At 57.2% G+C, this 21,280-nt stretch carries 16 protein-coding genes; 3 read left to right on the forward strand and 13 right to left on the reverse strand.

Features of this window, described 5'->3' with window-relative positions:
- Nucleotides 1-7: 7 nt before the first annotated feature.
- From ureA to DT594_RS06215, 3 genes are all read right to left on the reverse strand, one after another.
- The gene (gene ureA / locus DT594_RS06205; RefSeq protein WP_022962440.1) at nt 8-310 is read right to left on the reverse strand and encodes an urease subunit gamma; all 303 of its coding nucleotides are present in this window, start codon (nt 308-310) and stop codon (nt 8-10) included.
- A 13-nt stretch (nt 311-323) separates the two neighbouring features.
- Complete coding sequence (locus DT594_RS06210; RefSeq protein ID WP_149331830.1) at nt 324-1,181, reverse strand: urease accessory protein UreD; 858 nt, start codon at nt 1,179-1,181, stop codon at nt 324-326.
- A gap of 181 nt (nt 1,182-1,362) precedes the next feature.
- Nucleotides 1,363-2,955 carry a DNA recombination protein RmuC gene (locus DT594_RS06215; protein WP_149331831.1) on the reverse strand — a complete coding sequence of 531 codons (1,593 nt, stop codon included), beginning with the start codon at nt 2,953-2,955 and terminating at the stop codon, nt 1,363-1,365.
- 191 nt (nt 2,956-3,146) lie between these two features.
- On the opposite strand from DT594_RS06215, the gene DT594_RS06220 reads away from it, so the two are divergent.
- Nucleotides 3,147-4,961: a DUF1302 domain-containing protein gene (locus DT594_RS06220; RefSeq protein ID WP_149331832.1), complete on the forward strand. Its 1,815-nt coding sequence runs from the start codon at nt 3,147-3,149 to the stop codon at nt 4,959-4,961.
- A gap of 17 nt (nt 4,962-4,978) precedes the next feature.
- Nucleotides 4,979-6,352: a DUF1329 domain-containing protein gene (locus DT594_RS06225; RefSeq protein WP_149331833.1), complete on the forward strand. Its 1,374-nt coding sequence runs from the start codon at nt 4,979-4,981 to the stop codon at nt 6,350-6,352.
- Nucleotides 6,353-6,422: 70 nt separating this feature from the next.
- Here the strand turns inward: DT594_RS06225 and DT594_RS06230 are convergent, their stop codons facing one another.
- Entirely contained in the window at nt 6,423-9,167 is a 2,745-nt protein-coding gene (locus tag DT594_RS06230; RefSeq protein ID WP_178091437.1) for a LuxR C-terminal-related transcriptional regulator, read from the reverse strand.
- 203 nt (nt 9,168-9,370) lie between these two features.
- Nucleotides 9,371-11,452 carry a PQQ-dependent dehydrogenase, methanol/ethanol family gene (locus DT594_RS06235; protein ID WP_149331835.1) on the reverse strand — a complete coding sequence of 694 codons (2,082 nt, stop codon included), beginning with the start codon at nt 11,450-11,452 and terminating at the stop codon, nt 9,371-9,373.
- A 237-nt stretch (nt 11,453-11,689) separates the two neighbouring features.
- On the opposite strand from DT594_RS06235, the gene DT594_RS06240 reads away from it, so the two are divergent.
- Nucleotides 11,690-13,021 (forward strand): sigma-54 dependent transcriptional regulator, encoded by a 1,332-nt coding sequence (locus DT594_RS06240; protein WP_149331836.1) that lies wholly within the window; start codon nt 11,690-11,692, stop codon nt 13,019-13,021.
- Between the two features lie 24 nt (nt 13,022-13,045).
- On the opposite strand, the gene DT594_RS06245 is transcribed toward DT594_RS06240, so the two are convergent.
- The 8 genes from DT594_RS06245 to DT594_RS06280 all read right to left on the reverse strand — a co-directional run bounded on the left by DT594_RS06245 (nt 13,046) and on the right by DT594_RS06280 (nt 21,069).
- Nucleotides 13,046-14,326 carry a hypothetical protein gene (locus tag DT594_RS06245; RefSeq protein WP_394244296.1) on the reverse strand — a complete coding sequence of 427 codons (1,281 nt, stop codon included), beginning with the start codon at nt 14,324-14,326 and terminating at the stop codon, nt 13,046-13,048.
- A 37-nt stretch (nt 14,327-14,363) separates the two neighbouring features.
- On the reverse strand, nt 14,364-15,095 hold the full coding sequence (locus DT594_RS06250) for a hypothetical protein (RefSeq protein WP_149331837.1): 732 nt from the start codon (nt 15,093-15,095) through the stop codon (nt 14,364-14,366).
- A 38-nt stretch (nt 15,096-15,133) separates the two neighbouring features.
- Nucleotides 15,134-15,832, reverse strand: coding sequence for a C39 family peptidase (locus tag DT594_RS06255; RefSeq protein ID WP_149331838.1), 699 nt, complete (start codon nt 15,830-15,832; stop codon nt 15,134-15,136).
- Between the two features lie 80 nt (nt 15,833-15,912).
- Complete coding sequence (locus DT594_RS06260) at nt 15,913-16,671, reverse strand: hypothetical protein (protein WP_149331839.1); 759 nt, start codon at nt 16,669-16,671, stop codon at nt 15,913-15,915.
- A gap of 53 nt (nt 16,672-16,724) precedes the next feature.
- The gene (locus DT594_RS06265) at nt 16,725-17,312 is read right to left on the reverse strand and encodes an adhesin (RefSeq protein ID WP_149331840.1); all 588 of its coding nucleotides are present in this window, start codon (nt 17,310-17,312) and stop codon (nt 16,725-16,727) included.
- 1 nt (nt 17,313) lies between these two features.
- Complete coding sequence (locus DT594_RS06270; RefSeq protein WP_149331841.1) at nt 17,314-17,724, reverse strand: hypothetical protein; 411 nt, start codon at nt 17,722-17,724, stop codon at nt 17,314-17,316.
- A gap of 407 nt (nt 17,725-18,131) precedes the next feature.
- The gene (locus DT594_RS06275; protein WP_149331842.1) at nt 18,132-18,833 is read right to left on the reverse strand and encodes a TSCPD domain-containing protein; all 702 of its coding nucleotides are present in this window, start codon (nt 18,831-18,833) and stop codon (nt 18,132-18,134) included.
- Between the two features lie 82 nt (nt 18,834-18,915).
- A complete protein-coding gene (locus DT594_RS06280) occupies nt 18,916-21,069 on the reverse strand; it encodes an adenosylcobalamin-dependent ribonucleoside-diphosphate reductase (protein WP_149331843.1) in 2,154 nt (717 codons plus the stop codon).
- Nucleotides 21,070-21,280 lie beyond the last annotated feature (211 nt).

The following is a 21,280-nucleotide window of genomic DNA, read 5'->3' on the forward strand; positions in this document are numbered from 1 at the left end:
GCTCCTGTCAGGGAATCGGGTTGTGAACGGTGACCAGCTTGGTGCCGTCCGGGAAAGTCGCTTCCACCTGCACTTCGGCGACCATTTCCGGTACGCCGGGCATCACCTGTTCACGGGTCAGCAGCGTGCGGCCATAGCTCATCATCTCTGCCACGCTGCGACCGTCACGGGCGCCCTCCATGATCGCGGCACTGATATAGGCCACCGCCTCCGGGTAGTTGAGGATCACGCCTCGAGCCAGCCGCCGCTCGGCCACCAGTGCTGCGGTGAACAGCAGCAGCTTGTCTTTTTCGCGGGGAGTCAACTCCATGCAAACACTCCTGTCAGGTAGTCCAGATACGCGGCAAACAGGTTTCCCGGCCGTTGATCAACGGTCGCAGCTGCTGCCACAGACGAATAAAACTGTTGCGCGCATGTTCGGCGTGCTGCCCGAGATAACGGGCGATCAACAAACCATGGCGTTGGGTAAAAGCCAGTTGCGGGTAATCGGCAAAATCCTCGCGCAGCCTGTCGAGCTGATCGCGATCCAGCGTCAGGGTGGCCAACCAGGTGCCGCTGACACCGGCGTTACCCAGGCCCCAGCGAGCAGACAACAGCTCGTCACCGCCCTCAAAACGATTGCGCTCGATATACAGCGGCCGACCGTCACGCCACACATCCAGGTGCTGATCTACCCGGCCCCGCTGAAAGCCTTCGCCGGATGCCGGACGGCCCAGACACAGCAGATCCCAGGCGCAGAAGCGTGCGTCCTTGGCCATGTCGATGCGGGTAATCATCCGCGCGTTGCAGCCTTCGAAAGCGATCGTATCCTGCGGCAGATACTCCAGGCTGGCACCAGAGCTGACGCTGAAACGGTTGTGCTGCACCTGCAGAGTGCCGTTGTCGCGCGCTCGATAGAATTTGCCGGAAGACGGTGTGGTCAGTAGCACGCAGCTGCCCTCGCCGGCTGACACCTGCAGGCGTAATGAATCGCCGCTGACCATGCCGCCGGGGGGATGCAGAATGTACAAATGCGGGCAGTCTGCCCCTTCAGGGAGCAGCGGCCGCTGAATGCGTAAAGGTCCACGGTGACTGACATGCTCGAGCACCGAGCGGCCACCCTGACGGACCACGCCAAGGTTCAGACCTGCCTGCCAGTTGATGGCGCTGTCGTGCTGTTCAAGATGCCAAGCGGCAGTCATGCTCTGCCTATCCTTTACCGGTTTATCTGGTAAAGCCTGAGCAAATGACGTGCCAGCATGGGCGAACGAAGTTAGGGGGATGCACCGCAATCGAGCGCCCTGTTTTAGGGCGCCGATCAAGATCGATCAAATACGTGCGCTTTTATGGTGCACCAACGGTGAGCGCAATTCGTGACAGGCTCTAGCGATCTTCGTTTGGCAGGTCGGCCGTATCGCTGCGCTGATGCCCTAACTCCAGCGCCGCACGATCGGTCCAGTCTTCATTCAACTCTGCTTTAACAGATACGCCTAATTCCTTGAAATCAGTAATCTGTTTAACCAGATTGCCCCGCCCGTTGACCAGTTGATCGCGCGCTTTTTGATAAGCATCGGTGGCCTTCTCCAGACTCTTCTCGATGCCATCCATGCTGCCCAGAAAGGTGCGCAACTTGTCATAGACCTTGCCAGCACGCTCTGCCAGTTCAGCGGTGTGCTTGTTCTGATCTTCAAAGCGCCAGAGCTGGCGGACAATGTTCAGGCTGGTCAGCAAGGTGGTGGGTGTGGCCACCAGCACGTTCTGCTCGATGGCCTTCTGGAACAGGCCCTCATCAGCCTTCAAGGCTTCGACAAAGGCAGATTCGATCGGGATGAACATAAAGACCATTTCCGGTGCATTCAGCCCCGGCAACTCGAAGTAGTTGCGATCCGACAGCTCCCGAATCCGCTGACTGATGGCCTGCACATGCTCGGCCAGCGCAACCCGACGTTCGGTCTCGTCTTCGCTGTTGATATAGCGTGTATAGGCATTCAGCGAGACCTTGGCATCGATGATCAGATGCTTCTCCTGCGGCAGGTACACCAGTACGTCTGGCCGCTGACGCTGGCCGTCGGCGGTGGTCATGCTGACCTCGCGCTTGAAGTCCTTGCCGGCGATCAGGCCGGAGCGCTCCAGTACGTTCTCCAGAATCAGCTCGCCCCAGTTGCCCTGAGTTTTCTTCTGCCCGCGCAGCGCGGTGCTCAGGTCGTGAGCTTCCTGGGTAATCTGCCGATTCAGCTCCTTCAAGTGGTTCAGCTCGCTGGCCAGTGTCGCCTGCTGTTGCGTGTCCTTGTGGTGAATGTCCTCGACCTTGAGGCGGAACTGATCAATCTGCTCCCGGAAAGGTTTCAGCAGGCTATCCAGCGACTGCTGACTCTGCTGCGAGAACGCCTGGCCCTTGGCCTCAAAAATCTTGCTGGCGAGTTGCTCGAATTCCATTTTCAACTGGTCACGGCTGTCTTTCAGCAACTGTTGCTGCTCGGTGAAATGCTGCTGACGGTGCTCCAGCGTGTTTTTCAGCGTGCTGTGCTCCAGCCCGAGCTGTTCATGGGTGCCTTGCAGGCTTAGCAGGCGTTCGTTCAGCCCCTGCCGCTCCTGACGCAGTTCATCGATCTGCCGTGCCTGTTCCTGGCTCAGCGTCTGCGCCCGCTCGGCTTTCAGCTGCCAATCATGGCTCTGCTGTTCGAACTGGGTCAGTTGGGTGCTGCGTTGTTCAAGCTGCTGGCGCAGAGTATCCAGGCTCTCCTGTTGATGCTCGATGCGCACTTCCAAACCGGCATGACGTGCCTGCTGCTGATGTATTTCCTGTTGCAGCTGCTGAGTTTCATGTCGCTGTGACTCAAGCAGTTGACGGCTCAAAGCCAGCTCCTGCTGCAATTGGCTGGCGCGGCGCACCGCCAACCAGGCGGTGACGGCCCAGCCCAGCAACAGCACCAACGAAATACCGGCCAACAAGGTCTGCACGTCAGATACGGGCATTGAATCTCTCCTTTCTGTGAAGCGGCATTATCGCTTTGTTGGCGATGCTTTGTAACCCGCAGCGGGCTCTCCCCCATTAGGGGGGTGCATCATTTGGTTGCAGGGGAATAGTGTCGGTCGGGTGCAATGCTGGCCATCTGCATAAGCCAAGGATTCCCAATAACAACAAGCGCAGGCGCGCGAGGAATACCATGACCAGAATAATAACAAACCCTCCATTGAATACGCTGCTCAAACCGCTGGCTGTGGCCGTTGCGGTCTTGGCCAGTTTTCCCGCGAATGCCGCCCGCTTCGATATAGGCGAAATCCAGGGCCAGTTCGACTCGCAGATCTCGGTCGGCACCAGTATCGGCACCAGCGAGATCGACGATGATCTGGTCTGGGTGAATAACGGCGGGAACGCCAACGCCGCCAATTCGGACGATGGCCGACTTAATTTTGAGAAAGGTGAAGCCTTCTCCACCATCTTCAAGGGCACCCATGACCTGTCCCTGCAGTATGAGGACACCGGAGTGTTCGTCCGCGGCAAGTACTGGTACGACTTCGAGACCAAGGACGGCAGCCGTGAGCTCTACGACATCAATGACAGTGGCCGGCGGCAGGCCGCCAAATCCTCAGGTGGCCAGATACTCGACGCTTTCATTTATCACAACTACAACATCGGCAACCTCCCCGGCTCGGTCCGGGTGGGCAAGCAGGTAGTCAGTTGGGGTGAGAGTACCTTCATCCAGAACAGCATCAATAGCATCAACCCGATCGACGTCGCGGCATTCCGCCGTCCAGGTGCTGAAATCAAGGAAGGCCTGATACCGGTAAATATGCTCTTCGTCTCCCAGAGCCTGACCGACAACCTGGGTATGGAAGCCTTCTATCAGCTGGAGTGGGATCCGACCGTACTGGATAACTGCGGCACCTTCTTTTCCTTTACCGATTCGGTCGCCAAGGGTTGCGGCCAGGTCGGCATCGGCGGCTCACAAACGGATGCCAACTCAGCAGCCAATCCCTTTGTTTACGTACCCCGCACGGACAATCGTGAAGCCCGCGACAGCGGCCAGTTCGGCGTTGCCTTCCGGCTCTACGTGGACAGCCTGAACCAGACAGAATTCGGCCTGTTCGCAATGAACTTTCACAGCCGCAATCCTATTTTCAGCACCACTGCGGGCACCGGGGCGCCGAATTTCGCCGGCTTCGGCTTCAACAACGACACCAACGTATTCGACCTGCCAGTGGACGCCGGCTACTACGTCGAATATCCCGAGGATATTCGCCTGTATGGGGTCAGCTTCCAGACCAACCTGGGCGGTATGTCAGTCTCGGGTGAAGTCAGCTACCGCCCGAACCAGCCGCTGCAGATCAGCACCAATGATCTGGTTGGCGCAGCACTTGGCGCAGCCGGCAATCCCGTTTCGCCAGTCAACGCCCAGGGCGTGGGCGGAACGATATTTGGTATCCCGGCCGCCCCCGGCACTGACCTGTCTGGCTACAAGCGCATGCCGGTCACCCAGGCTCAACTGACCGTGATCAACTTTGTTGATAACGTCTGGGGTGCTGACCGCCTGACCATGGTTGGCGAGGTGGGCTACAACCATATCGGCGGGCTCAAGAGTAGCCCCACAGACCTGCGCTTTGGACGAGATTCACTATACGGCTCCGGCGAACTGCCGATTCCCGGGCTTTGCGAGACCGCACTTAACGCCGCGCAACCCGAGTACTGCAACGACGAGGGCTTCTATACCCAGCATTCCTGGGGCTTGCGTACCGTGGCGTCGCTTGAATACCGCGGCTTTGCCGGCGTACAGCTGACCCCCAATGTCGCCTTTGCCTGGGATGTGGAAGGTTATGGTCCGAACTTCAACGAAGGGTCCAAGGCCGCCAGCCTCGGCGTGAATGCCCTATACAACAACAAATACAACGCCAGCATCAATTACACGAACTTCTTCGACGGTGATTACAACGCCATGGTTGATCGTGACTTTGTAGCCCTGAGCGTTGGCGTGAACTTCTGACCTGGATGGAGAACAATATGAAATCAATCAAAACCCTGGGTCGCCAAACCTTTGCCGTGCTGGCTTTGAGCAGCCTGGCGATGGCGGTGTCGGCGGCGGTTTCACCTGAGGAAGCAGCAACCCTGCAAACCACACTGACGCCGATGGGCGCTGAGCGCGCCGGCAACGCCGAGGGCACCATTCCCGAATGGACCGGCGGCCTGCCAACCGATGCAGCCCCGGTGTCGGACAACGGATTTTTCTCGGATCCCTTTGCCGACGACCAGATGCTATTCACAGTAACCGCCGATAACATGGAGCAATACGCCGACCAGATCAGCCCGGGTCAGAAAGCGATGTTTGCGCGCTATCCTGAAACCTACCGCATGCATGTGTATCCCTCACGGCGCAGCAACACCGTACCCGATGAGGTCTTCGCGGCAGTCGCACGCAACGCGGTGAACACCGTTACCGTTGAGGGTGGCAACGGTCTGCAGAATTTTGATACCGCGTATCCCTTCCCGATTCCGAAATCCGGGGTCGAGGCCGTGTGGAACCACATCACCCGATACCGTGGCGGCAGCTTCAGCCGTACCATCGCCCAGGCCACCCCCCAGGCCAATGGCTCCAACACCATGGTTGTGTTCAAGGACGAATTTACCTTCGCTACTGCGCTGACCGATTTCGGCCCGGCGACCAGTGACAACCTGATGTTCTATTTCACCCAGCGTGTGCTGTCGCCATCGCGTCTGGCCGGTGACGTGCTGCTGGTACACGAATTTATCAACCAGGTAAAAGAACCGCGCCTGGCGTGGATCTACAATGCCGGCCAGCGCCGCGTTCGTCGTGCACCTCAGGTGGCCTATGATGGCCCGGCATTCGGCTCAGACGGTACCCGCACTTCTGACAACTATGACTTTTATAACGGCTCTCCCGACCGCTATAACTGGAAGCTCATAGGTAAGCGCGAGATGTTGATCCCTTACAACAACTACAAGATCGCCTCTCCGGATATCAAGTACGACGAGATCATCCAGGCCGGCCACATCAACCAGGATCTGGTGCGCTACGAGAAACATCGGGTGTGGGAGGTCGAGGCGACCCTGATGGAAGGTCAGCGCCACGTCTACGCCAAGCGGCACTTCTTCATTAACGAAGACAACTGGCAGGTGGCGGTATTGGATCACTACGATGGCCGCGGCGGTCTCTGGCGCGTAGCCGAGGCCATCGCGCTGCAGCGTTACGACGAGAAGATCCCCAGCTATGCGATCGAAACCTTGTATGACGTACAGAATGGCCGCTACGTAGCTTTGGGGATGACCAACGAAGAGCGTGAGAACTACGACACTGACTTCCAGGCATCTTCTGCCGACTACACACCCAACGCATTGCGTGCTTCGGGTATCCGCTAACCACCACCGCCTCTGACCGAGGCGGACTCACGCACCACCACCGCATCGGCCGAAGCCGGCGGTGGTTTTTTTATGCCCGCGCGACCTGCAATGGCGGAGCGTTCTGCAGCATCACCGCAGCCTGGGCGCGGCTTTCGACTTTCAGCTTGGCGAATATGCTCTTCATATGCGACTTGATAGTTTCCGGCGTGACATTCAGGTCGCGGGCAATCTGCTTGTTCGACTTGCCCTCTGCCACCAGTTGCACCACCTGCCGCTCTTTGACTGTAAGCCCTAACAAGGCGGCATTGCAGCTGTGCGCAGACGGCCCAAGCCGCTGGCCTGCCGAGAACAGCGCATCCACACCCGCCTTCCATTGCGCAGAGACGTAGTCCGCCAGTCGCTCGCAGGCTTGACCGAGCGGCAGGTCCTGCAACAGGCTGATCGCGCCGCTGCCTTGTATACGCAGCAGCACCTCATCCAACAACGGCTGTCCCTGCTCCGGCAGCCCGCGCAGACAATGATAGGCACCCAACGCCAGGGCGATGTCGCAATACATCAGTTCCAGTTGTCGCTCTTGCAACAACGCCAACAACGCCTCGATGTTCTCGACCAGTATAGGGGTCTCTTCAATGCCACAGAGCGCCAGCCAGAGCAGGCTTAACTGGGCGTAAACTCGCTTATCCAGAGTCGCCTCGGTATCAGCCTGCGACGCCAGCTCAACCAACGCATGGCTGCAGGACACGGCTTCACGGATCTTGTTGTCCTGCAGATTCAGCCACACCCGCTCAAGCAGTACCCGCGCCCGCAGCCGTTGCCAGGCGTGGCGCGTCGCCAGCACATCCAATTGTTCCAGAGTACGCCGAGCTCGGGTCGCGGCACCCTGGTGCCATTGCAATCGCGCCTGGGTGCAATAGCCTGCAGCTAAGCAATCGAGAAAGCCGCCCATGGCGATAAAGTCCATGCATTTGGCCAGATGGGTTTCACTCGTCGCATGATCGCCCCGCCAATAATGCAACTGCGCCAGCAGCGCATTTGGCAATGCCAGCAACGCCGGGTTGGGACTTTCCATCCGCGCGTGAAAGCTGTGCTCGATCCGCTCCAGCACATGTTCCAGGCCGCTTTGCGCATCCTGCAGACGCCCCTGCGCGCATTCGCCCAGCGCATTGATCGACTGCCGATAGCAGTCATGGAACAGCAGACCTGGACCTTGTCTTCCGTCGACAAAGGTTGGCGGCACGGTATAGAAGGCATCCCAGCGGCCGGCGTGATAATGGCTACAACTGATCAGGTTGAGCAGCACGTTGGTAATCCACGGGCGGTGCTGCATCGCCTGATAACAGCGGGCCGCCAAAGCCCCGGATGTTTCATTATGATCTGCGAGGCCGAGCAACATCGCACGCAAGGACTGCATCTCCCAATAATCGCGTGATGCCGGCCCGTTCTGTTGTCGGCCCGCAAGGTCAGATTCCAGCTCGTTGAGCAGGGTTTCCGCGACATTCACCTCCAACGCCAGCCCCATGGCCCAGGCGCGCGCCATCCGCAAGGGCAGTGACACGTCTCCCGCTTCCAGCTTCCAGCGCTTTTCCAGCATCACCAGCGTGCTGAAGTCACCCCGCTCAAGCAATTCCATTGCGCATCGATTGATCCACTCACGCACCTGCTCCACCTGCTCTGCCTCCAGGCCAAGCTTGATCGCGTCCAGCCAGTGGCCGCGCTTGGCAAACCACTGGGCGGCGCGAAAACGGAAGTCTGCGACAACATCTGGCTGCTGATCCAGGCAGGACCTCTTCAGGTGCCGGCGGAACAGGGGGTGCAGCTTGAACCAGTGCTCATGCTCACCCAGGCTGCTGATGAACAGTTGCCGGCGCTGTAGCTCTCCCATCAGCTGTCTGGCGGGCTGGGCACCGATAAGCTCGCAGATTAAAGCGGTACTGAACTTGTCGAGCAAACCCAGTTGGCACAGATAGTCGCGACTCGGCCCATCCAGGCTATTAAGCAGATCATCAAACAGCAGACAGATACCCCGGCTGGTGGCCCGCGGCTCGCCGCGGACATCGAACTGCGGGGCCAGCAAGAAGGCTCTCAATGCGGCGATCCAGCCATCGGTTTCCTGGTGGATCGCACTCAGGTCTCCGGCCTGCTCCAGTTCCAGGCCAGCCTTTCTGAGCAGGTCTCGGGTCTCTTCCAGGCTGAAACGCAGCTGGCAGGAGTCCAACTCAAGCAGATCATCCACGTAGCGCTTTTCCAATAGCGCCACTGGCAGCTCCCGCCGGCTGATCAGCACCATGTGCAAATGCTGCGGCGCACGCTCGATAAAAAAGCGCAGCGCATTGACCAGTACGGGATCATCGATGCGATGGCAATCATCCACAAAAAGCACCAGGGGACGATCAAAGCCGATCAGCTCATTGATCAGCAAGCTGGCCAGCGTTTCCATGCTGAAAAACGTCAGTTCGGTCTGCAAGCCAAGGCAGCTACGACCCAGACACGGATCTGCATGATTCAGGGCCGCAGCCAGATAGAACAGCAGCCGTTGTACCGACTCATCCTGTTCATCCAAAGATAGCCAGGCCACCGCAACCCCCTGGGCCGCAAGGCTATCTGCCCAGATACTCGCCAGCGTGGTCTTGCCGAACCCGGGCGGCGCCTTGAGCACGGTAATACTGCGCTCGGTTACCTGCTCGGCAAGTCGCTCCAGTCTCGGGCGCGGAAGAATGCCGCGCGCCAGGCGCGGAGGGCTGAGTTTGGTGGCTAGTAGGAGAGGAACATCATTACCGGACGAAGAAACAATATTGGGCACAGGCGGAGTAAGAGCACGGCTTTTCATGATCATGGCGTCAATCATCCTGATACGCGCGAGCCAGCTTTCTGCTGACCTCTTGTTATTTGCCGGAAACCGCTACCTGCCGACAAATGCGCAGACAGGCTCGAAAAGGTATCCGACCTTTTCGAGCCTAACATAGGAATTCAGGAATTAGAGTAATTGCTCTTTAATAATTTTGTAACCTTGGGCGCGGCCTGGGCTCCACCCAGGGATTACTCCTGTGCGGGCTGCATTGCCTGCATGTGCGTGTCGTACTCGCGCTTCATGACGTACAACAGCAGATTGTTGACCTGCGTCTCATCCAGGCTATGGGCGAAATTCGGCATACCCAGGGGCTCAAGTGCCCCGCCGCGCAGAATCGCCTGATAGGAGTCACGTATGGCCGAGGACGAGTAGCGCAGGTCCGGCAGCACGCCACCACCGACCACTCCGGTACCGTGGCAGACCGCGCAGTACTGGCTGTATAGCTGCAACCCCTGCGCAATGTCCTGCTCCGCAGCCAGCACCGGCTGGGGAACCCGGCCGGCATTGGCTTTGACCGGCTCACTCAAGGTCGGCAGGCTGGCGCTTGCGCCCAACTTGAATACCAGCATGCGGCTGACGTTACGCACACCCGTTGCCACAGCTGCATCGCCGCCAAATAGAGCTGCAGAGCCACCCCAGCCTGCCATCAGCGCGACGTACTGTTCCCCCTGGTGCTGATAAGTCATGGGCGCAGCGATCACCCCGGTCTGCGCATCAAAGCTCCAGAGTTTGGCGCCCGCATCTGCGCTGTAAGCGGCGAACTCCCCTGCCGCTGTGCCCTGAAATACCAGATTCCCGGCTGTGCTCAGTGTGCCGCCGTTCCAGTGGTTCGGGTATTCCACCCGCCAGGCTGCGGACTGTTTCACCGGGTCCCAGGCCACCAACGCGCCAGCGGTGTACTCACGGGGCAGTTCCAGAATCTCCGAGGAGCCAGAGCCGGTATTGAAAGCCTCACGGCGCACAAAGCTCTTGCCCTCGTTACTGTAGGTGCCCGGCACTTCCTGATACGGGATATACACCAGACCGGTTTGCGGGTTGAACGACATCGGATGCCAGTTGTGCGCGCCAAAGGGGCTCGGCCATATCACCACGGGCTCCTTTTCATAACGTGCACCGGGCACTTCCACCGGCCGCCCTGTAGCCAGGTCAATGCGCTCGGCCCAGGTCACCTTGCCAAATTTTTCCGCAGACAGCAGCTCGCCGGTTGCTCTATCCAGCACATAGAAAAAGCCATTCTTTGGCGCCTGCATCAATACCTTGCGCTCTTTTCCGCCTATCTCCAGTTCGGCCAGAATCATGTGCTGGGTGGCGGTGAAATCCCAGGTATCACCCGGGTTGACCTGGTAGTACCAGACCAGCTTGCCGGTATCCGGACGGATTGCCAGGATGGAAGAAAGAAACAGATTGTCGCCGCCGCCGGGGCTGCGCACTTCACGGTTCCAGGGCGAGCCATTACCGGTGCCGACGTACAGTAGATCCAGTTCTGGATCGTAGGCCATGCTGTCCCAGGCCGTACCGCCACCACCAAGCGACCAATCGGTTTGCTCGCTCCAGGTCTTGGCCGCCTCGGCCAACTCGGGATGTTCGACCGGTTTGGATGGGTCTGCTGGCACGGTATAAAAACGCCACTTCATTTCACCAGTCTCGGCGTCATACGCCGAGAAGTACCCGCGCACGCCAAACTCGGCACCGCCGTTGCCGATCATGACCATGCCTTTGACGATGCGCGGCGCCGCCGTAATGGTGTAAGGCTGGGTGTTATCCGTCGTCTGCTCAGTCCACACCGGCTTGCCGGTTTTGGCATCCAGCGCAATCAGACGACCGTCCAGGGTGCCGACATAAACCTTGCCATTCCACAGGGCGACACCACGATTCACCGCATCACAGCAAGCATGCCGGCCCTTGGCCTTGTTGACCTGAGGATCAAAGCTCCAAAGAATCTTGCCGCTGCTGGCATCGACTGCCAGCACGCGACTCCAGGACAACGAGGTGTACAACACACCATCGCTATACAGGGGGGTGGCTTCCAGACCACGGTTATTATCCAGATCAATCGACCAGGCCAGACCGAGCTTGTCCACCGATTCGGCATCGATGTCCGTCAGCGGGCTGTAGCGCTGCTCGGACCAGGTACGCCCATGACTTAGCCATTGCGTTGGTTCAGCTGGCGCAGCGAGTAAGACGGCCTGATCCACACCGGCGCCCTGCGCGCTCTGCCAACCCAACAGGCCCGCCATGAGAGTGCTCGCCCACAACAGTGAAGGTTTCATTATTATTGTTGTCCTTGTGATCTGGAGATTTTCTGAAAAATCTAGCCTATACCTGATCCTAGGGCTAACCAGGGGACTCTTTTACCCCCCGCTTGGGGGATAGAGGATCGACGGACGGCAGCGGAATATTGTTCCAGCTACTGCAACCCTTGTTCGTCCATGTGCTAGGCTTTTAGCACACCACGCTTTGCTCTGCCCCAAGTTAACGGACCAATTTAGGAGCGTGAAGGAGCTGTGATGCTCGATAAAATTGATACAGGTGCTAGGAAGCTTCTGGTGGTGGAAACATTCGCCGAATGGAGCTGTTTACTGAACAACTTGACTCAAACCGGCTGGCGCATTGTAAACACCAGCCTGAACCATGCTGCCGGCAAAGAGTGCGATGTCGGCGTCATCCATTTGCTCGACAGCCACCTGCAACAGCAAGAGATGCTCAAGCGGGTGATCCGTCAAAGCGGCGGAGAATGGATTGCAGTCATTGATCAGGATGTGAAGGACAAGACCGCCATGCGCTCATTCATCAGCGAATGGTTTTTTGACTTTTACACTCTCCCCTTCGATTTCCAACGCATGCAGGCTGCTCTCGGCCGTGCCTACGGCATGTCGCGCTTACGCAACCTCACTCGGCATTTCGCACTAAAGGAAGATCACGAATTTCTTGGCAGCAGCGCCCAGGCCAAGACACTGCGCAAGCTGGTGACACGCTGCGCAACCACTGACTCGCCGGTGTTGATACGCGGCGAAAGCGGTACGGGTAAAGAGCTAGTCGCGCGCGCATTGCACTGGAAATCCCGCCGCGCAAACAAGCCCTTTGTCGCGGTCAACTGTGGCGCGATACCTGAGCAACTGATTCAATCAGAAATGTTTGGCCATGAAAAGGGTGCTTTTACCGGTGCCCACCAGCGCAAGATCGGTCGCATCGAAGCGGCCAACGGCGGCACTCTGTTTCTTGATGAGATAGGTGATCTGCCGCTGGAACTGCAGGCCAACATGCTGCGTTTTCTTCAGGAAATGCAGATTGAGCGGGTCGGCAGCACTCAGCCGATTCAGGTGGATGTGCGTGTGGTGGCAGCTACCCACATTGACCTTGAAGCGGCCATTGTAGAAGGCGGGTTTCGCGAAGACCTGTACTACCGGTTGAATGTGCTTGAAATACAGACCGCCCCCTTACGTGACCGCCATGCAGACATTCCCATTCTGGCTCAGCATTTTGCCCAGTTGTACGCAGGAGAAGTAGGCCGAAAGCCTCGCCCGTTCAGCGAGGCGAGTATAAAAGCCATGCTGCAACATGGCTGGCCGGGCAATGTGCGCGAACTGGCCAACCGCGTACGACGAGGCATGGTTCTCGCCGAGGGTCGCACAATAGAACCATCAGATCTGGGTCTGGCGGCGGCGCAGGAACGGGTCAAAGTGGCTGAACGCCTGGAGAACTACATCTTGCGCGCAGAGAAGCAGGCGCTGCAGGATGCGCTAACACTGAATCCCGACAACATGTGCCGCGTGGCAGAAACCCTGGGAATCTCGCGACCAACCCTCTACCGCATGCTGCACCGCCATCAGATCATCTGATGGCGGGTTTTGCGGCATGAGCTCTCAATAGTAGTAAGGGAATTTCACACTGACGCTGAAGTCTGGCGCATCCGGGGTCAAACCTATGGCCAGACTGGGTACAACCGTCAACCGATCGGTCGCCGCGAAGGTCGCTCCCAGATTGAAGTAAGCCGCGTTAACGTCGCTGCCGTTGACTGTTTGCCAGCCACTGCCGTCCGGTCTGATACGACTTGAGCGGCTGATCAGTTCGGAGAACGACATCGACATACTCATCCGTTCGTTAAGCGCAAACGCCATCCCCACACCCAACTGAAAATAATTGCCCAGCTGGACCTTGCCTGGCACTTTGACACCGATCTGCGGGCTGATATCGGAGAAGTCACCTTCCAGGTGGTAGGTGTACGAGAGATTGCCGAACAACACCGCAGGATCGACCGTCTTGACCAGGGAAATACCCGGCGTCACCGACCAGACGCCGTTACCGGTGGGCAGGTCTTCAGGTACGCTGAGGTTATCGTTACCAGGCACTGTGTCCAGCTTGATGCCATACGGATCCTTACCGGTCGGCATCCGGACCCGCAGGCTGGCCACCGCATCGGGTACGCCAGGTGACTCGTCAAGAAACTTGTAAGCCACACCTACACTGATATCCCCCAGGCGCGGATCTCCGGTCACCTTCTCTTCGCTGAACTCCGCGCTGGAACCACCGGCTCCCGCGGATTGGTAAGTGGTTTGCCGGTACACCACGGGGATGTTTGCATCAAACTGCCAGCGCTGACGCCAGTTGTAGCGTCCGGTCAGATCGAAGGTAAAGGTATCGGCGTTAATTTCATCGATCCCCAGGTTACCCAGAAAAATCGCATCCAGCGCCAGAAACCCATTCAGGAACAACTGCCTGGTGTCGTAATGGCTGTAGGTGATGCCCGGTTCGAGGCTGAAGGTGCCGCCACCGAAAAAGCCACTGGCTTCCTGATATAGCGCTTCCACGCTCGGCGCCGGTTCGGACGACTCTTTCAGCGATTCGCCATAACCTGAGCCGGCCCTGGCCGTCTGAGTTGGCTGGCTTGACTGGGTGGACTGCGCCGTCTGGGTAGGAGGCGAGACCGGTACATTCCGTTGATTGGCTTCGGCGACGGCTTCAGCGCGACGCCCTTCTACCTGCCGGATCCGCTGTTCAAGAATCATCAACGCGTTTTGCTGCGCTTCATAGCGCTTTTGCAACTCTTCCAGTTGTCGGCGCAGATCTACCTCCTCCGGTTGTGCGAAGGCGACTGAACTGACTCCGATCAAGCCCCATACTAAACCGCGTCCAGAATATTGCATGATGCGCTTCCTTATTGTTATGAACTGAATGACTCCTTCAATACCCTGCTGGTCGTAAGGCTCTAAGCTGTTCCCAGGTACAATTTGCCAGGTCCATATTCAGCGGCCGATCACGCAGTGCGATGTTCAATGCAGCAAGGTTTCGCACGCTGTTCAAACTGCTGTTTATATTTGCTTGCTGCAGTACATTGCCACCACCAATATGCTGTTGCGCGAGGCCCTGCCCATTCGCGTCAAGCGCCAGGCGCAGGCCGCCAGCCTGGTTGGTGATCTGCACGCTACCCGCTTCGTTGGAGTACTGGGTATTACCGCTCCATGCCTGACCTTCCGGTGTTGGCAGGCTTTCCATAGTGTTACTGATAGATATGCTCAAATCATTCAACGCATCGTTGTAATCACCCGCGCTGCGTACGCTCTGGCTGATACCCTGGACCTGCGCAAGGCCGTTACCACCGAGAACCTGACCGACGCCAGGCACTACTGCATTACCTCCGCTTTCAGCTTGCCCAACATAACTGACATGCAAGCTGGGCTGCGCTTGGCCGCTCACTTGCAGAGTGACATTCGCGCCAATCGATTGCCCGGCGTTGTTCTGCCAGAAGGTACTCATGGTGACCCCAAAATGAATGACCCGGTCTGGCAGCACGTAACGACCACGCAGCTGTGACAGCTCCGCATCGCTGATCTCTACCGGCTGAAAAAGACTGGCCGCATTGACGGGTAGGCTGAGACTTATCACGCCTACCACCCACCAATGTTTCCTGTTCATGTGTCGCTCCCGGAACCTAGGGTTCCCAGCGCTGTGCGCTAAAAAAAATCACTTTGAATAAAACCGAAGTCGAGCAGCTCTGCATCAGGTACCGGTCTGAACCGATCCAGCCTGTGTTTGGCAGTCAAGGGCTCTGGGGGAGACAACAAGGCATTGTCCCGATCATAGCCCGGTCCAATCACCGCAAAGATGATGCCGTTCCACCCCTGGGTGAAATCCTCGAGGGTCATTTTTTTATGACCCAGGACCGGATCGCCGATATACACCCAGCCGTCACTGCTGGTTTGCATAACGACAAAATGCTTGTAACCACGCACATCGATCAGCACGATAGCGGGTACCTTTACCTGTTCCAGTTGCTCGGGCGGAATGCGATAGCCGCGTGCGCGCAGGCCGATTGTTTCGGCAAACCGTTTCATGTCGAGCATGGAGAAGCCTTGGGTGCGCACCAGCTCCATATCAGCTTCGGCAAGCATGCCCTGAATCACGTCCGCTTCGGTAAACTCCCAGCCATAGGCCTGATTCAATACGGTGGCAAGTGCCGCTGCCCCGCAACTGAAGTCAGTCTCCTGCTCCACCAGATTAATGAAGCGCCGCTCACGCATACTGGTGACGGGCTTATAAATGAGAGCACCATTGGGTAAAGCAGCGAAGGGTTTGGGCGCCGTTTGCGCCTGCACAGTGATCAGCGGCGCCGCAAGTGAGGCCAGCGCTATAGCCAGACCGATCCCTTTCATCACGCCTCCCATTGCCCAACGGTATACCAGAACCAGAAACGGTGAAGCCCAGGCACTGAGTGCCTGGGCTAGGCTTGCTATTACAAGCTAGGGCAAGCAGTACACCCTGCTGCGATAGCCAGCGAGTTGCTTTGCTGGTTACCACTACCTGCTGCGATGTTAGCCCCAACGTTGCCGGAAACGTTGACCAGCGAACTGCCCAGAACAGCGCTGTTGACTACCGGAACACTGGGCTGGCCGCCACCGCCATAACCATAGCCCCAGCCACCGTGGCTTCCGCCGAGGGACTCATTGGAGACGAGGTTGTCATGCGAATTCTGATAGACATTCACAGAAGCGTTAGCGGTATAAGCAGTTTCTGATGAGGCGACAGCCATATCATTTTTCTGCTGATTGCTGTTGCCTGCGGCGACGTTGATACCCATGTTACCGCTGGTGCCATTGGCCGAATTGGTCAGAGCAGCAGTATTTGGCACGCCATGGTTTTCAACTTCATTGTGGTGGTTAGCCTGATCCACATCAATGCTGGCCTGGGCAGAAGTGCCTGTCCCAATGAAGCCGAATACAAAAGCGGAATCAGCTGTAGCAATAGCAGCAGCGTTGGCTTGCTGGTTATTGTCGCCAGCTGCAACGTTGACGCCAACGTTACCTGATGCGCCACCCAGCGAACCGTCAACCAGAGCGTTATTGGTAACGCTGTCATTTACAGCTTCGTTACCTTCATTGTTCTGAGCATCGACGATACTGGCATTTGCACCAGAACTATCCGCGTGAGCGCCAACAGACAGCATTGCAACCATGGCCAGAGCCAGAGGTGTCAGCAGTTTTTGAGTCTTCATGGTAAATCTCCTTTCGATTAATATATCCTTGCGTTTAGCAGGCAGTATTTGGATCAGTCCATGATCCGGATGCCGAGGTTATTAACCATGCGGTTCCCTACCCCGGCACTCTGGTTCAGCTGCACCACACCACGACTGTCGGCAAAAGCCTGATCATCAATGCTGACCTGGCGTTGGCCACTCTGAGGCGCTACTGCTCCCGAGTTAATAGATGACGGTGCGACACTCTGTGCCAGACCACTGTCATCCAGGCTTTCCGGCATCGAACCCACTTCGATGCGGAAAGCGTTAATCTGCTGATTGCCGATACCGGCACTCTGATTGATCCCTAACACGCCATCTCCCTGGCTGAACGCATCTCCGCCGATCCGGGCGTTGGCATCAAGCTGAATCTGCTCTTCAAGAATGATGTCGCGGATCTGTTCAACCTTGATTCGCGCTTGCGCATTATCGCCGGCAGCCAATGCCCGGACATTGACCTGCTGCTGGCCGTCGCCGACTGCCTGGTTGATCATCACTACGCCGTTATAGCCTTTACCACTGGATTGAATATCAGCGTTGGCGGACATTTCACCCAAAGCAGCAGCGGAACCGAGTAACGAGGCGATGGCGACAGCAACAACTAGATTGGCGGAATTCATTTCATTGCCTCTGGAGGATCTGTAAAGGCCGCAAGCCTTGCTGGATGCTGCGATTGACATTGCTGTCTATCTTGCCGAGCGACCCGCCGGCATGCCCCACAGGGTTGTTACCTGCTACGCTTGAGGGATTGCCCAGCCTGGACGTGGCGGAATGTACACCCTGCGCCGTGGGTGACAGAAGTTGCTGGGTCATGCGTGCACCGCTGGTGACGGCGGCAAAATCGCCGTCGTCCAGTTCCCCAGGGACGCTGCGCATTTGCAGATCTTCACCTACATAGGTGCTTGGCTTGGGATTGACGACCCGGGGATTAGGGTCGGGTACCAGGGGTTCGCGTGTTGCGGCGCGGGGCTGAACCTCGCGAGAAAGAAGAATGTCGCCGCCGGCTGCCAGTAACGAGGTAGGCGCAATCATAGTCGCCATCCCAAGCAAGACTGCACACCAGCTCCCCACCCGTTCTGAATCCTTCATGTCCGTTGTCCCTGTTGCGACTGCACGGCAGCGATACATGAATAAAGCAGATTCCATGCCGCCTTGCGCGACACGTTAGTTAACAAGGACTTGGCTGGTTCGGGTGTATATAGCTTCTGCCAACTGTCTCAAGCAGGTTACATAATGGGTGGCAAGAGGTGATTACCAGGGCGCTTCTAGAGCCTTCTTCATCATCATAGGGTGTTGCAAAAATGATACAAAAAGTACTGCAGCGTATATTCGAGGTGTTATCTGTTTCATCCCCGTTACATATGCCTTCGAGGTATAAAAAAAGCCCCTAAAAAGGGGCTTGGTTATTGCGAGTTTGTCAGAACGTCACTGCCGAAACTTCAACCGCATTTGCTATCGCCACAGTTGAGACAGGTCATGCAACCGTCCATCTGCACTGCCGCCTGGGTGTGGCATTTGCCGCACATCTGCGCGCCCGGCGGATAAGCCGCGGTGCTGTCATCGCAATCGGCAGCCGCCTGACCCTGTGGCTTGATCGCCACAAATTCGGCACGCTTCTGCTCCAGATAAGCCCGCTGGTGCTCGTCCATCTCGTCCACCATCATGCCGATGCGCTTGAGATGCTGCTCCAGCACGTCACCAATTTCAGCGACCAAGGATGGCATCCAACGGCCGCCACGCTTCATGTAGCCACCCTTGGGATCGAATACGCTACGCAGTTCCTCAACCAGGAAGGTGCAATCACCGCCTTTACGGAACACGGCGGAGATAATCAGCGTAAGCGCTGAAATCCACTGGTAGTGCTCCATATTCTTGGAGTTGATGAAGATCTCGAATGGCCGGCGGATCTCATGGTCACTACCGTGATTGAGAATCACGTCATTGATCGTGACGTAGATCGCATGCTCGGAGGTCGGCGTCTTGATCTTGTAGGTAGAGCCCTCGAGAAACTCGGGGCGCTTGAGTTTCTCATGCATTTCTTCCAGTTGGATCTCGGCCTCGGTAGGCTCGACCGTCTGGGCCGGCTCATCGGCTTTTACCACCGAGTAGTCGACAATTTTGCTGCTGATTTTCAGTGCCATGGTACTTTATCCTCACCCCGCAGCGCGGGGCTTCTTGCTGTTCATGTTATTGGGCGGCGGTTGCGACTTATAGCCAGCCGGCTCAGAACTTACCGTAGTAGCCTTCTTTCAGCGCGTCGTAGAGATTGGCAGCGCTGTGCATCTCGCCATCATACTCAATCTCGTCACCGCCCTTGGCCTCCACAAAACTGCCATCTTCCAGCTTGAAGCGGTAGGTGGTGTTGGCCAGATCCTGCTCCTTGACCAATACACCCTGGAAAGCTTCAGGGTTGAAGCGGAAGGTGGTGCAACCCTTCAGGCCCTTCTCGAACGCATAGCGATAAATATCCTTGAAGTCTTCATAGGGATAATCGGTCGGTACGTTGGCGGTTTTGGAGATAGATGAATCTATCCACTTCTGCGCAGCAGCCTGCACGTCCACATGCTCAGTGGGCTTCACATCGTCTGCAGCAATAAAGTAATCGGGTAGGTTGCGGCTGGCCGCTTCCATGCTCGGTAAGGCTTCCGGGTTAACAAAGTGACGGTAAGCCAGCAATTCGAAGCTGAACACGTCGACCTTTTCCTTGGACTTCTTGCCTTCACGGATCACGTTACGGAAATAGTGATGAGCAAAACTCGGCTCAATGCCGTTGGAGGCATTATTGGCCAGCGACAGGGAGATGGTGCCCGTGGGTGCGATGGAACTGTGATGAGTGAAGCGACCACCCTTCTCGATCAGCGCCTTGACCAGATCGGCGTCCTCGCCGGCTACTTGCTGCATGTAGCGGCTGTACTTGGCCCACAGGACCTTGCCCTTGATCTTCTGGCCAGCTTTGATGCCGTCCTTGCGCATTTCCGGACGTTTGACCAGCATCGCTTCGGTCACGGTGAAGTCTTCATCCATGATCGGCGCGGCGCCCTTCTCTTCTGCCAGCTGCAGCGCTGTACGCCAGCCTTGAACAGCCATTTCCTTGGACACCTGCTCGGTGAAATCCAATGACTTGGCTTCGCCATATTTCATGCACAACATGGTCATGGTTGAGCCCAGACCCAGAAAGCCCATGCCGTGGCGGCGCTTGCGGAAAATCTCGTTACGCTGCTGCTCCAGTGGCAGGCCGTTGATCTCCACCACGTTATCGAGCATACGGGTAAAGATATCCACGACCTTGCGATATTCATCCCAGTCGAAACGCGCCTTGTCGGTAAAGGGATCGCGTACAAACAGTGTCAGGTTGATCGAGCCCAGCAGGCAGGCGCCGTGCGGCGGCAATGGCTGCTCACCACAGGGGTTGGTGGCGCGGATCTCTTCACAGAACCAGTTGTTGTTCATCTGGTTGACGCGGTCGATCAGAATAAAGCCCGGCTCGGCGAAGTCGTACGTCGAGGTCATGATCATGTCCCAGATACGTCGGGCCTTGATCACCTTCGACACCCGGCAGGCTACACGTCCATCTTTCCGGGTCAGGTAGCGCTGGGTAGCGGGCAGCTCGCGCCAGATCACCTGATCGTCGTTATCCAGATCAAGCTTGTCGGCATCGACTTCAGCCTGGGTCAGCGGGAAGGACAGTTTCCAATCCGAATCGGCAGCAACGGCGGCCATAAAGTCTTCAGTGATCAGCAGCGACAGGTTGAACTGGCGCAAGCGGCCGCCCTCGCGCTTGGCGCGAATAAAGTCCATTACATCCGGATGGCCGACATCGAAAGTCGCCATCTGCGCGCCACGACGGCCACCGGCAGAAGATACGGTAAAGCACATCTTGTCGTAGATATCCATGAACGACAGCGGGCCGGAGGTGTATGCACCCGCGCCGGAGACGTAGGCGCCCTTGGGCCGCAAGGTGGAAAATTCATAACCGATACCGCAACCAGCCTTCAACGTCAGACCGGCTTCGTGCAGCTTGGACAGAATATCGTCCATCGAGTCACCGATGGTCGCACTGACTGTGCAGTTGATGGTCGATGTCGCAGGTTTATGCTCAAGGGCGCCGGCGTTGGAAGTGATACGGCCCGCGGGGATGGCGCCATGGCGCAAAGCCCAGAGAAACTGCTCGTACCAATGCTCACGCAGTTCGGGAGCCTCAACATCGGCTATGGCCCGGGCAACGCGCTGGTAGGTCTCGTCAACGGTTTTGTCGAGAGCTACACCGTCCTTGGTTTTAAGGCGGTATTTGGTATCCCAGATGTCCAATGATGCTGGCTGCATGGGAATATCGTTTACCACATTGTGCAAGCGCTGCACCTTGGCTGTCTGGTTCATTCTTATCCTCCTGAAACACCGTCTATGCCCCGCGCAATAAGCCATTCAGACGAAATGAACCGTACTGAGGACCGCGGGAAAGAAAACACTACGTATTGTGCATTGGAGGCAATGCTAGACCCAGATATGGTAAATATCAATATGCTGGAGGGTAGAAAAAAATGCTTTTTTACTTGACTTGACGCTGCCAGAAAGGATGCCGCGATTGGCA

This window comes from Halopseudomonas laoshanensis (assembly GCF_008365385.1).
GTDB classification, from domain to species: domain Bacteria; phylum Pseudomonadota; class Gammaproteobacteria; order Pseudomonadales; family Pseudomonadaceae; genus Halopseudomonas; species Halopseudomonas laoshanensis.

Bases quoted from the DNA above. Each gene is read 5' to 3' on its own strand.
- DT594_RS06245 (WP_394244296.1), bottom strand. From the start codon at position 14,326: ATGCAATATTCTGGACGCGGTTTAGTATGGGGCTTGATCGGAGTCAGT.
- DT594_RS06275 (WP_149331842.1), bottom strand. From the start codon at position 18,833: ATGGCACTGAAAATCAGCAGCAAAATTGTCGACTACTCGGTGGTAAAA.
- DT594_RS06230 (WP_178091437.1), bottom strand. From the start codon at position 9,167: ATGATCATGAAAAGCCGTGCTCTTACTCCGCCTGTGCCCAATATTGTT.
- DT594_RS06265 (WP_149331840.1), bottom strand. From the start codon at position 17,312: ATGAATTCCGCCAATCTAGTTGTTGCTGTCGCCATCGCCTCGTTACTC.
- DT594_RS06250 (WP_149331837.1), bottom strand. From the start codon at position 15,095: ATGAACAGGAAACATTGGTGGGTGGTAGGCGTGATAAGTCTCAGCCTA.
- DT594_RS06220 (WP_149331832.1), top strand. From the start codon at position 3,147: ATGACCAGAATAATAACAAACCCTCCATTGAATACGCTGCTCAAACCG.
- DT594_RS06210 (WP_149331830.1), bottom strand. From the start codon at position 1,181: ATGACTGCCGCTTGGCATCTTGAACAGCACGACAGCGCCATCAACTGG.
- DT594_RS06235 (WP_149331835.1), bottom strand. From the start codon at position 11,452: ATGAAACCTTCACTGTTGTGGGCGAGCACTCTCATGGCGGGCCTGTTG.
- ureA (WP_022962440.1), bottom strand. From the start codon at position 310: ATGGAGTTGACTCCCCGCGAAAAAGACAAGCTGCTGCTGTTCACCGCA.
- DT594_RS06280 (WP_149331843.1), bottom strand. From the start codon at position 21,069: ATGAACCAGACAGCCAAGGTGCAGCGCTTGCACAATGTGGTAAACGAT.
- DT594_RS06255 (WP_149331838.1), bottom strand. From the start codon at position 15,832: ATGAAAGGGATCGGTCTGGCTATAGCGCTGGCCTCACTTGCGGCGCCG.
- DT594_RS06240 (WP_149331836.1), top strand. From the start codon at position 11,690: ATGCTCGATAAAATTGATACAGGTGCTAGGAAGCTTCTGGTGGTGGAA.
- DT594_RS06270 (WP_149331841.1), bottom strand. From the start codon at position 17,724: ATGATTGCGCCTACCTCGTTACTGGCAGCCGGCGGCGACATTCTTCTT.
- DT594_RS06215 (WP_149331831.1), bottom strand. From the start codon at position 2,955: ATGCCCGTATCTGACGTGCAGACCTTGTTGGCCGGTATTTCGTTGGTG.
- DT594_RS06260 (WP_149331839.1), bottom strand. From the start codon at position 16,671: ATGAAGACTCAAAAACTGCTGACACCTCTGGCTCTGGCCATGGTTGCA.
- DT594_RS06225 (WP_149331833.1), top strand. From the start codon at position 4,979: ATGAAATCAATCAAAACCCTGGGTCGCCAAACCTTTGCCGTGCTGGCT.